The sequence below is a fragment of the Xanthomarina sp. F1114 genome, from assembly GCF_026410255.1.
Classification (GTDB): domain Bacteria; phylum Bacteroidota; class Bacteroidia; order Flavobacteriales; family Flavobacteriaceae; genus Xanthomarina.
This window is the reverse complement of the sequence record NZ_JAPMLL010000005.1, coordinates 110,624-122,796: the sequence shown is the minus strand read 5'-3', so window position 1 is coordinate 122,796 and position 12,173 is coordinate 110,624. Positions and strand designations below refer to the sequence as shown.

Below are 12,173 nucleotides of genomic sequence, written 5' to 3'. Positions count from 1 at the left end.
ATATTCATAAAATGTAATAGAAAACAAAAAACCTTGAAAGTTACAAGGGTTTAAAAGAAAATTCTCCTAATTAAATCACTTCTAAGGTTTTAGATAATCCGTTGCTAATATTCAAAAAACGAAATAATTTAAACTTGAATAACTCCTAAGTTAAACTTTTTTTCAATAGGAGCGTGGTTGGCTGCTTCAATTCCCATACTAATCCATTTTCTAGTATCTAAAGGATCTATAATAGCATCTGTCCAGATTCTGGAAGCCGCATAATAAGGAGACACCTGCTTGTCGTATCTATCTTTAATTTTATTAAATAACTCTTCTTCTTTCTCTTTAGTAATGACTTCGCCTTTCTTTTTAAGAGAAGCTGTTTCAATTTGTAATAATACTTTTGCTGCAGAATTTCCGCTCATTACAGCCAATTCGGCACTTGGCCATGCTACAATCAATCTTGGATCGTAAGCTTTTCCACACATGGCATAGTTTCCTGCGCCATAGCTATTTCCTAATATAATGGTAAATTTTGGCACCACAGAATTACTTACAGCATTTACCATTTTGGCACCATCTTTAATAATTCCACCATGTTCACTTTTAGATCCAACCATAAAACCAGTAACATCCTGTAAAAAGACTAAAGGAATTTTCTTCTGATTACAATTAGCAATAAACCTCGTGGCTTTATCTGCGCTATCGTTATAAATAACACCCCCAAACTGCATTTCGCCTTTTTTGGTTTTCACTAATTTTCTCTGATTTGCTACAATACCAACAGCCCAACCATCAATTCTGGCATAGGCTGTAATTATGGTCTTTCCGTATCCAGCTTTATATTCATCGAACTCAGAATTATCAACTAAACGTTTGATAATTTCATACATATCATATTGATCTGCTCTCGATTTAGGTAAAATTCCGTAAATATCTTCTTGCTTTTCCTTTGGTTTCTTAGCATCGGCTCTGTTATAACCTGCTTTATCAAAATCGCCAATTTTATCAACTACACTTTTAATTCTATCTAAAGCATCTTTATCGTCTTTTGCTTTATAGTCTGTAACACCAGAAATTTCACAATGTGTTGTAGCACCTCCAAGAGTTTCATTGTCGATAGTTTCACCAATGGCAGCTTTAACCAAATAACTTCCTGCTAAAAAGATACTTCCTGTTTTATCAACTATCATGGCTTCGTCGCTCATAATTGGTAAATAAGCACCACCAGCTACACAACTTCCCATAACAGCAGCAATTTGTGTAATTCCTAAACTGCTCATAATGGCATTATTTCTAAAAATACGTCCGAAATGTTCTTTATCTGGAAAAATTTCGTCTTGCATTGGTAAATACACACCAGCAGAATCAACTAAATATATAATTGGCAATCTGTTCTCTATAGCTATTTCCTGAGCACGTAAATTCTTCTTTCCGGTAATTGGAAACCAGGCACCAGCTTTTACTGTGGCATCGTTAGCCACAACCATACATTGTTTTCCTTTAATGTATCCAATTTTAACAACTACACCTCCAGAAGGGCAGCCACCATGTTCTTCGTACATATCTTCTCCGGCAAAAGCAGCTATTTCTATGCTATCTCTTTTAGCGTCTAAAAGATAATCTATGCGTTCTCTAGCAGTCATTTTGCCTTTTGCATGATGTTTTTCAATATTTTTTTCGCCGCCACCAAGTTTTACTTGAGCAAAACGCTTTTTTAAATCTGAAACTAAAAGCTTATTATAATCTTCGTTTTTGTTGAAGTTGATATCCATAGAAATAATTATTTGCCACGAATTTACAAAAGAAGAACATGGTTTAAAAGCGAATATTTTGTTAAATAACTTTACATGGAATTAGTTTCCTAGGAATATATAGATGTTTTATGTACATTTGCAACTCTAAACTAAAATAGAATTATGAAAAAGAATAAGATTATCTATTACGTAGCAACTGGTCTTTTAACTGTATTGATATTATTTTCAGCCGGAATGTACTTTTTTAATTATGAAGAAGTAGCACAAATGTTTACGAGCTTTGGTTACCCAACTTATATTATTTACCCATATGCTGTTATTAAGTTGGTAGGCATATTTGTTATTTGGAATCCAAATTTTAATATTATAAAAGAATGGGCTTATGCAGGTTTCTTTTTTGCATTTATTTTAGCCTTTTTTGCACATTTTATGATTAATGATGGGGAGCATATATCGGCATTATTAGCATTAGTTTTATTAATTGTCTCTTATATTTTTAACAAAAAAACGCAAGCTTAATATGAAAAAAATTATTGCATTTGCAGGTAGTAACAGCAAACAATCTATAAATAAACAATTGGTAACATACGCTTCTTCTTTAGTAGATAATGTAGAAGCCAAAGTTTTAGATTTAAACGATTTTGATGTTCCGTTATTTGGAGTAGATCTGGAGGCCAAGATTGGATTTCCCGAGAATGCTAAAAAACTATTGGAAGCAATAAAAAGTGCAGACGGTATTATAATTTCATTGGCAGAGCACAATGGTGCATACTCTTCTGTTTTTAAAAATTTATTTGATTGGATGTCTCGAAAAGAAGGAAAATTATTTTTTGGCAAACCAATGTTACTGATGGCTACATCTACAGGAGGAAGAGGAGGATTATCTGTTTTGGCTATGGCAAAAGATAGATTCCCCAAACACAATGCTCAGATAGTTGCAGATTTTTCATTACCACTTTTTGAAACCAACTTTTCTGATGGTAAAATAACAGATGCAAATCTTGATAGGGAATTAAAACAACAAGTAGAATTATTTAAAAAATCAATTTAATATGGAAATTAAACATATAGATAACGGTAAAAATGGTAAGTTTTTTATTGAAATAGACCAAAAGGAAGAAGCAGAAATGACTTATAAATATATTGATGATAACACCATCGATATAGACCATACAGAAGTAAAAGAGGCATTAAAGGGTCAAGGAATGGGATATAAGCTTATAGATGAGGCGGTCAGTTTTATGAGAAAGAACAATTTAAAAGCTGCTCCTACTTGTTCTTACGCCAAAGCTATTTTGGAGAAGAAAAAAGATGAATATCAAGATGTTATAAAATAAACTAAAATGAAAATCAAGAATTTTTTGTTAATATTTATGATTGCGTGTGCAAGTATAAGTTATGCTCAAGATTCCAAATATCAGTTATCTAGTCATATTTTAGACGTAATTAAACTTTTTGTAAATTATTTTTAAATATGGGAGATTTATCTAAAGATATCAATTCAAAATTTGACAGTGCCAAAGTGAAGGCTTTGATTAATATATTATATACTGCCAATTGGATTTCTAGTTTTCAGAACGACTTTTTTAAACCCTTCGGAATTTCTCCTCAGCAATATAATGTTTTACGAATATTGAATGGAGCAGGTAAAGCATTAAAAGTGCAAACTATTAAAGAACGCATGATTGATCGTTCGCCAAATACAACAAGGTTAATGGATAAGTTAATCGCGAAAGATTTTATTGAACGCTTTCCATGTGCAGATGATAGACGTGTGGTTTTTATTAAATTAACAAACAGAGGCAAGCAGCTTATAGAATCAATTTCAGTTGATTTTAATAAGGATTTATTAAAAAACATCACAGAAGACGAAGCAGAGCAATTAAGTGATTTGTTAGATAAAATGAGATGAATTCATTCTAGTTAAAACAGAAATATTAAAAGGTGATAAAAAAACAAGTCTTCATAACTGCAAAAAAACAACCTTTAAATTTTACACTTAGCCCAGATTAAATATGGCTGAGAATAATAAATAACTTAAATAAGAGAGAGCCACTTTTGTGGGGATTAAAGATGAAAATAGTATTACATAAAGCAGTAGATAGAGGTTTTGCAAATCACGGATGGCTTCAAGCAAACCATTCGTTTAGTTTTGCTAATTATTTCGATAAAGATAAAATGCAATTTGGAGCTTTACGTGTTTTAAACGACGATGTTGTAGCTCCAAAAATGGGTTTCGGAACTCATCCACATGAAAATATGGAGATTATTACAATTCCATTAAGTGGTGTGTTAAAACATCGGGATAATATGCATCAAGATTGGCAACAAGTCCTTCCTAGCGAAGTGCAGGTTATGAGCGCCGGAACTGGTGTACAACATTCTGAGATTAATGGCTCAATAGAAAAGCATTTGAGTTTGTTTCAGATTTGGATTATTCCTAATAAACATAATGTGGAACCACGTTATGGGCAGAAATCATTTCTAGAAACAGATAGAAAAAATAAACTTCAAATATTAGTCACTTCTATTGATGAATCTCATGAAGGTAGCTTAAAAATTCATCAAGATGCCATAATTTCAAGGATTGATTTAGATAGAGATAAGAATTTCAGTTATACTCTAAAAAGTGACGTTCATGGTGTTTATATTATGAATATTTTTGGAGAGGTGACTATTGAAAATACCATCCTAGAAGCCCGGGATGCCATAGGAATTTCAGAAACAGAAACTTTCTCGGTTACAGCAAATGATGATTCAGGCTTACTCTTGATAGAAGTTCCTATGAAATAATGACTCAACCTTCAAATTATGAAAAAGCATCTTTAGGAGTGCTTTTATAGTTTTAAATCCCGATATTTGCATTTCTACTAACAATAAATTTACAGATATAATGGCAATGAATAAAAATACCGTTTTAGCTTGGGCAACTTGGATTATGATTTTTGTAGGATTAGCATTAATTGCTTTAGGAGCATTTAGATATGATGATGTTGCAGGATGGGGGTTTGCTGCTGTAGGAATTGGGTTTTTTGCCGTAGCCTGGGTTTTTAATGCACTTAAAGGAAGAGTGTAATTAGTATTCAGTTGGCAATTAGAGCCACATTTTCAATATTCATTTAACAATTTAAACTTATTTATAAAAATGAGCGACGATAAAAAAGTAATTTTCTCGATGTCTGGTTTAACCAAAACCTATCAGAGTGCAAATACACCTGTATTAAAGAACATTTATTTAAGTTTCTTTTATGGTGCAAAAATTGGAATTTTAGGACTTAACGGTTCTGGTAAATCTACTTTATTAAAAATTATTGCAGGTATTGATAAAAATTATCAAGGCGATGTCGTTTTTTCTCCAGGTTATACCGTGGGTTATCTTGAGCAAGAGCCACAACTAGACAACGATAAAACCGTTATGGAAATTGTAAAAGAAGGAGCAGCAGAAACGGTTGCTATTCTTGAAGAGTACAATAAAATTAACGATATGTTTGGTTTGGAAGAAGTTTATAGCGATCCAGATAAAATGGAGAAATTAATGAACAGACAAGCTGTTTTGCAAGATCAGATTGATGCTTCAGATGCTTGGGAGTTAGATACCAAATTAGAGATAGCCATGGATGCGTTAAGAACTCCAGATGGCGATAAGAAAATTAGTGTGCTTTCAGGAGGTGAAAAACGTCGTGTAGCCTTATGTAGATTGTTATTACAAGAACCTGATGTTTTATTATTAGATGAGCCTACCAACCACTTGGATGCCGAATCTGTACATTGGTTAGAGCATCATTTAGCACAATATAAAGGAACTGTAATTGCGGTAACACACGATAGATATTTCTTAGATAATGTTGCAGGATGGATTTTAGAATTAGATAGAGGAGAAGGTATTCCTTGGAAAGGAAATTACTCTTCATGGCTAGACCAGAAATCTAAGCGTATGGCGCAAGAAGGGAAAGCAGCCTCTAAACGTCAGAAAACCTTAGAGCGAGAGTTAGAGTGGGTTAAACAAGGAGCTAAAGGTAGACAAACCAAGCAGAAAGCACGTTTAAAGAATTACGATAAATTATTAAGTCAGGACCAAAAACAGTTAGACGAAAAACTAGAAATCTATATTCCTAATGGCCCGCGTTTGGGAACCAATGTCATTGAAGCTATTGGGGTAAGTAAAGGTTACGACGATAAATTGTTATACGATAACTTAAACTTCAATTTACCACAAGCGGGGATAGTTGGAATTATTGGTCCAAACGGAGCCGGTAAAACAACTATTTTTAGAATGATTATGGGAGAAGAAACCCCAGACAAAGGCGAATTTAAAGTGGGTGAAACTGCTAAAATTGCTTATGTAGATCAGTCACATTCTAATATTGATCCTGAAAAAACGATCTGGCAAAACTTTAGCGATGAGCAAGAGTTGATAATGATGGGTGGGAAGCAGGTGAATTCTCGTGCTTATTTAAGTCGTTTCAACTTTAGTGGTAGCGAGCAGAATAAAAAGGTAAATATGTTATCTGGAGGAGAAAGAAACAGGCTGCATTTAGCAATGACTCTTAAAGAAGAAGGAAACGTATTGCTTTTGGATGAGCCAACAAACGATTTGGATGTAAACACCTTAAGAGCTTTGGAAGAAGGTTTAGAAAATTTTGCTGGTTGTGCCGTAGTAATTTCTCACGACAGATGGTTTTTAGATAGAATTTGTACCCATATTTTGGCTTTTGAAGGAAACTCTGAAGTTTACTTCTTTGAAGGTAGCTTTAGTGATTACGAAGAAAATAAAAAACAACGTCTTGGTGGCGATTTAATGCCAAAACGAATTAAATACAGAAAGTTAGTTAGATAACTTTTTTGAAAGAATAGTATTAAAAAAGCCTCGATTTTTCGAGGCTTTTTAGTTAATATATTTGTCAGATTTTTATAGCTGTTGTCCTATAAATGTCCAGAATTATTTTTTTTATCATACTCCTTATTGGCTTTAAGCCATTGCTTTTTTAGTGGTAGCGTGTAAAGAAGTTTTTTAGGAATAAAAGTTAAGACTTATACACAATATTAAAAATACGGGGGATAGACGAATACTGCTATATTAGTTATTATCATATAGATGCCCTTCAGTAAAATCTCTATATGATTTTTTGTTTTCGTCCGAATCTAATGAAAATGTTTTATTTAATTTATCGCTTTCTTTTTTTAATAAATAGGACTTTCTCCATCCTAAAATTAATAAAATTAAAAAGAATACAACAGTTATAAATAAGGCTGTAACAATACTAGTTTGTTCTAATAAAGACACAAACAGAACTTTGGGAAATAGTGCAAATTCTAACATGTAGGTACTCGATTTGGTTAATAGCTAATCAAATATAAACAATTTTATTAACTAAACAACTAGTTATTAAAAGTCTAAGAGTTTAATTTTGTATTTTAAATACTCACTTAATATTCGTGCTTTCTATAAGTACAAAAGAATTTGGGCTTTTCAAAGACTAAAATAATTGTAAGAAAATAGTACCTTTTAAAATTAACCAAATTTATTTTTTAATTCGTCAACTATTGATTCAATTTGTTTGTTTTTAGCTTTGTTTTCTAATCTAATAGCAGGTGCTTGTCTTACTTCGCAATTAGAAATGGCACAACGCTCGCAAGTAACTCCAACTTGTGAACTTTTTATTTTTGGAGATTCTAGAAAACGTAATTTTCTTTTTAGTTGTTTGTCAATTAATAGGCCTACACTAATACTTCTAAAATGTTCTTCTCTAAAAGGATCTCTGGTTGCAGACGATAAGACTAGATAATCTATATTATCATCAGGATAATTAGAAATTTGCATATCGAATATATGTTCTTTATTGCTTTTACTGATGTCTTTTAAAACCTTTAAAGATATCCAGCGTCTACAATAATGCTCATTAGTTTCGTTGGCATGTGGGGAATGCTGATGCGATAAATGCAACTCTTTTTTAAGATGAAACCTTTCTGTTCCAGAACGATGTGTAAAGCGTAAAAAGAATAGATTTTGAATATTGAAATCTTTGGGTAAAATATTTGTTAAGCGCTGATAAAACGATTCCGGAGAAGCATTAAAAGAGTTAATGATATCTAGAAAAAATTTCTCATCAAACGCTTTTTTACTGAATAATTGATTTAGCTTTTCTGTAATAATAGCTCGTGGTAATAGTAAGGCTCCAGCAAAATAGGAAGCATAAAAATTGTTCAGTACTTGATCGAAATTCTCAAATTTTATCCAAGAAAAGGTATATAAACGTTCTTTAAATTCTAAATAATTATAAGCAATTTCTTTGGCAAATATGAAGGCTTTCTGAGCATCGTCTATGTTACTTGCGAGTAATAATGTTTTTGTTTTAGGTACAAATACCGATCGTAAATTATCTAAGGCATGATGCTTATTTAATTCTGTTTCATTTAAGGTGTAACCATACTCTTCAACCAATATGTCTTCTAATTCTTTAGACGAAATGGGCTTGGTTAAATCTACTTGATAAGCTTTCGAAAATTTAATAACACTTTGTTCTATGTCCTCAAAATAATTGTTATTTGCTTCCTGAAAAGAACGGACAGAAGCCAAATAAAAACTCTCGCGACTAAAGTTGTAGTTTTGTGCTATTTCAATAATGGTACTTATAAATGCATTCACTTTTGCTGGTGCGTTCGAAATAATATCAATAAGGTTGCTTTCTTTTATTCCGAAGAGTTCAAGAGGGATTTCCTTGAGGATTTTAGACTGAAGTACGTCTCCAATTGGAGCTAAGTTTTTATCTAATTTTAAAGAAACCATTTGATCGTAAGGAACATCCAACTTCTCTGATAAAATTGCTATTTTATCAGGTTTTGGATATTTTTTTCCTTTTTCTATTTCATTTAAATAAGATTTTGATAAGCCTGAAAGTTTAGATAAACCAAAAAGAGATAAATTCTTCTCAGTCCGCTTCTGCTTTAACTTTAAACCAAAAATAAGCTTAATATATTCTTCCTCCATATAAGCAAAGATAAGTTTTTTTGCGAACTTATTGTTTTTGCGAATATTTATTTTTAGCGAACGTTCGCTTGTTTTTTTAAAATGTTTGTTTTATCATTGTAAACAGAAAACAATAACAACATGGAAAACACAGTATTAAGTAAGTCTAAACTTCAATTCTCAAATCAAGTAACTAATTTTTATCCGGAAATTTTATCAGAAGAAGCTCAAGAGTTCATTTTGGCTTTACACGATAAGTTTAATAAAAGCAGGTTAGATTTATTAGAGGCAAGAAAGCAACAACAGCTAAACTTCGATAAAGGTGTTTTCCCGGATTTTCCATTAGAAACTAAAGAAATTAGAGAATCTAATTGGGTTGCAGGCTCTATTCCAAAAGATTTGTTAGATAGAAGAGTGGAAATAACCGGGCCAGTAGATAGAAAAATGGTAATTAACGCTTTAAATTCTGGAGCAAAAACCTTTATGGCAGATTTTGAAGATAGTACAGCGCCTTCTTGGCAGAATATTATGGAAGGCCAGCAAAACCTGATAGACGCCAATAGAAAGACGATTTCTTTTATCAATAAAAAAAATAAAAAAGAGTATCATTTACATTCAGATCCTGCTGTTTTATTGGTTCGTCCAAGAGGCTTACATTTAAATGATAAACACCTTTTGGTTGGCGATAAGCAAGTTTCTGCTAGCTTATTGGACTTTGGTTTATATGTGTTTCATAACACGAAAACACTATTAGAAAATGATACAGCTCCGTATTTCTATCTTCCAAAATTAGAACATTACCTGGAAGCGCGTTGGTGGAATATGGTTTTTGAATTTGCTCAAGACTATTTAAATGTTTCAAAAGGAACGTTTAAAGCAACTGTTTTGGTTGAAACTATAACTGCTAGTTTTCAGTTAGATGAAATTATATACGAGTTGAAAAATCATATTGTAGGATTAAACTGTGGAAGATGGGATTATATTTTTTCATATATCAAAAAGTTTAGAAATCACGCCAATTTTACTGTTCCCACTAGAGACCAGGTTACTATGACATCTCCTTTTATGGATGCTTATTCTAAATTAGTAATACAGCGTTGCCATAAAAGAGGCATTCATGCCATAGGAGGGATGGCGGCACAAATTCCTATTAAAAATGATGAGTATGCAAATATTATTGCCTTAGAAAAAGTGAGAGCAGACAAAGAGCGAGAAGTTAAGAATGGGCATGATGGTACTTGGGTTGCTCATCCCGCTTTGATTAACATTGCTTTACAAGAGTTTGATAAATATATGCCTACCAAAAATCAAATTCATATAAAGAAAGAAGATGTAAAAGTTTCTAAAGAAGATTTACTTGAATTACCAATTGGAACGGTAACAGAAGATGGAATTAGAAAAAATATTAATGTGGCCATTCTATATTTGGAAGCTTGGTTGCGTGGTTATGGTGCGGTTGCCTTATATAATTTAATGGAAGATGCTGCAACGGCTGAAATATCACGAACTCAAATTTGGCAATGGCTTAAAAATGAAGTGATTCTGGAAGATGGTAGAAAATTTAATATAGAACTTTATATGTTCATTTTTGATGAAGAAGTTGAAAAAATTATAAAAGAAGTTGGTGAGCAAAATATTGAAAACACCAAATTCGACTTAGCTATAAAACTATTTGATAAGTTAGTTTTGTCGGATAGGTTTGAAGAATTTTTAACAGAATCAGCTTATCAATATCTATAAAAAAAAATCCTGCGAATGCGCGAACACTCAACAGGATTCAATTATTAATAAATAATAACCTAAAGCAAAAGTATGAAAAATTTAGCACAAACAAATTACAGTTCTGCCTTGCAGACCGTAAGAAATCTCAAAGAAAAGTATGGCACATCATGGAATTCCATAAGTCCGGAAAATGCAGCTAGAATGCTTACTCAAAACCAATTTAAAACAGGAATAGACATCGCTAAATACACAGCAGCCATCATGAGAAAAGACATGGCGGAGTATGATGCAGATTCATCTAAGTATACACAGTCTTTAGGTTGTTGGCATGGTTTTGTGGCTCAACAAAAAATGATAGCCGTTAAAAAGCATCATAAAACAACTGCTAAAAAGTATTTGTATCTTTCAGGGTGGATGGTAGCTGCATTACGTTCGGAATTTGGTCCTTTACCAGATCAATCAATGCACGAAAAAACAGCTGTACCAGCGTTAATAAAAGAGATTTACGATTTTTTACGTCAGGCAGATGCTATTGAATTAAACGATTTGTTTAAAAGGCTGGAAAATGGAGAAGATGTACAAGATCAAATTGATAATTATGAAACTCATATAGTTCCTATTATTGCAGATATAGATGCTGGTTTTGGAAATGAAGAAGCCACGTATTTACTGAGTAAAAAAATGATTGAAGCTGGCGCTTGTGCTATTCAGATTGAAAATCAAGTATCCGATGCCAAGCAATGTGGTCATCAAGATGGGAAAGTAACTGTACCTCACGAAGATTATATTGCCAAATTAAATGCCATTAGATATGCTTTTTTAGAGCTGGGAGTAGAAGACGGAGTTATAGTGGCTAGAACAGACTCTGAAGGTGCTGGTTTAACTCAGAAATTGCCGGTAAGTCAGGAACCTGGCGACTTAGCTTCTCAGTATTTAGCTTTTGTTGAAGCTGAAGAAATTACTATTGGTCAGGCTAAAGAAGACGATGTTCTTCTTAAAAGAGAAGGTAAATTGGTAAGACCAGTAAGGCTAGCCAATGGTTTATATAAATTTAAAAACGGATCGAATATTGATCGGGTGGTGTTGGATTGTATTACCAGTCTTCAAAATGGAGCCGATCTTTTATGGATTGAAACACCTACTCCAAATGTGAAGCAAATTGCACATATGGTGAACAGAATTAAAAAAGTTGCTCCAAATGCTAAATTGGTTTACAATAATTCACCTTCTTTTAATTGGACATTAAACTTCCGAAATCAAGTTTATGATGAGATGTTAGAACAAGGAAAAGATGTATCCAACTACGATAAAAATAATTTAATGGATGCGAAGTATGACAACTCAGAACTTTGCATTTTGGCAGACGAAAAAATTAGAACATTTCAAACAGATGGCGCAAGAGATGCAGGTATTTTTCACCATTTAATAACCTTGCCAACGTATCATACCACAGCATTAGATATGAATAATCTTACCGAAGGATACTTTGGAGATAAAGGGATGTTAGCTTATGTGCAAGGAGTTCAAAGACAAGAAATCCGGAAAGGTGTTGCTTGTGTTAAACACCAACGCATGGCAGGTTCAGATTTAGGGGATGCTCATAAAACATTTTTTACTGGAGATAAAGCTTTAAAGGCAGGAGGTGAAAAAAACACTTCCAATCAATTTGAGATAAATACAGAGACCACTAAAGTTAAAGAGACATTAAGTGTGGTTGCTTAAAGACTGAATGGAGTAAAAAAAAG

At 32.6% G+C, this 12,173-nt stretch carries 12 protein-coding genes; 9 read left to right on the top strand and 3 right to left on the bottom strand.

The annotated features are described in order from the left end of the window. Positions 1–128: 128 nt before the first annotated feature. A complete protein-coding gene (locus OS188_RS05410; RefSeq protein ID WP_267147810.1) occupies positions 129–1,757 on the bottom strand; it encodes an acyl-CoA carboxylase subunit beta in 1,629 nt (542 codons plus the stop codon). Positions 1,758–1,901: 144 nt separating this feature from the next. Between OS188_RS05410 and OS188_RS05405 the strand changes: the two genes are divergently transcribed. The 7 genes from OS188_RS05405 (at position 1,902) to ettA (ending at position 6,576) form a co-directional block, all read left to right on the top strand. Next, positions 1,902–2,258, top strand: a complete 357-nt coding sequence (locus OS188_RS05405) for a DoxX family protein (protein WP_267147809.1) — start codon at positions 1,902–1,904, stop codon at positions 2,256–2,258. A gap of 1 nt (position 2,259) precedes the next feature. Next, positions 2,260–2,790 (top strand): NADPH-dependent FMN reductase, encoded by a 531-nt coding sequence (locus OS188_RS05400; RefSeq protein ID WP_267147808.1) that lies wholly within the window; start codon positions 2,260–2,262, stop codon positions 2,788–2,790. Between the two features lies 1 nt (position 2,791). After that, on the top strand, positions 2,792–3,076 hold the full coding sequence (locus OS188_RS05395; protein ID WP_267147807.1) for a GNAT family N-acetyltransferase: 285 nt from the start codon (positions 2,792–2,794) through the stop codon (positions 3,074–3,076). Between the two features lie 137 nt (positions 3,077–3,213). After that, positions 3,214–3,651: a MarR family winged helix-turn-helix transcriptional regulator gene (locus OS188_RS05390; protein WP_267147806.1), complete on the top strand. Its 438-nt coding sequence runs from the start codon at positions 3,214–3,216 to the stop codon at positions 3,649–3,651. A gap of 161 nt (positions 3,652–3,812) precedes the next feature. Beyond that, entirely contained in the window at positions 3,813–4,532 is a 720-nt protein-coding gene (locus tag OS188_RS05385) for a pirin family protein (protein ID WP_267147805.1), read from the top strand. A 100-nt stretch (positions 4,533–4,632) separates the two neighbouring features. Continuing rightward, the gene (locus tag OS188_RS05380) at positions 4,633–4,815 is read left to right on the top strand and encodes a CAL67264 family membrane protein (protein WP_007651202.1); all 183 of its coding nucleotides are present in this window, start codon (positions 4,633–4,635) and stop codon (positions 4,813–4,815) included. A gap of 69 nt (positions 4,816–4,884) precedes the next feature. Continuing rightward, positions 4,885–6,576 (top strand): energy-dependent translational throttle protein EttA, encoded by a 1,692-nt coding sequence (gene ettA / locus OS188_RS05375; RefSeq protein ID WP_267147804.1) that lies wholly within the window; start codon positions 4,885–4,887, stop codon positions 6,574–6,576. 240 nt (positions 6,577–6,816) lie between these two features. On the opposite strand, the gene OS188_RS05370 is transcribed toward ettA, so the two are convergent. Further along, positions 6,817–7,059 carry a hypothetical protein gene (locus tag OS188_RS05370; RefSeq protein WP_267147803.1) on the bottom strand — a complete coding sequence of 81 codons (243 nt, stop codon included), beginning with the start codon at positions 7,057–7,059 and terminating at the stop codon, positions 6,817–6,819. 192 nt (positions 7,060–7,251) lie between these two features. Continuing rightward, positions 7,252–8,727, bottom strand: a complete 1,476-nt coding sequence (locus tag OS188_RS05365; RefSeq protein WP_267147802.1) for a helix-turn-helix domain-containing protein — start codon at positions 8,725–8,727, stop codon at positions 7,252–7,254. Positions 8,728–8,847: 120 nt separating this feature from the next. Between OS188_RS05365 and aceB the strand changes: the two genes are divergently transcribed. Next, a complete protein-coding gene (gene aceB / locus OS188_RS05360; protein ID WP_267147801.1) occupies positions 8,848–10,446 on the top strand; it encodes a malate synthase A in 1,599 nt (532 codons plus the stop codon). A gap of 72 nt (positions 10,447–10,518) precedes the next feature. Continuing rightward, complete coding sequence (locus OS188_RS05355; protein WP_267147800.1) at positions 10,519–12,150, top strand: isocitrate lyase; 1,632 nt, start codon at positions 10,519–10,521, stop codon at positions 12,148–12,150. The last annotated feature ends 23 nt before the right edge of the window (positions 12,151–12,173 follow it).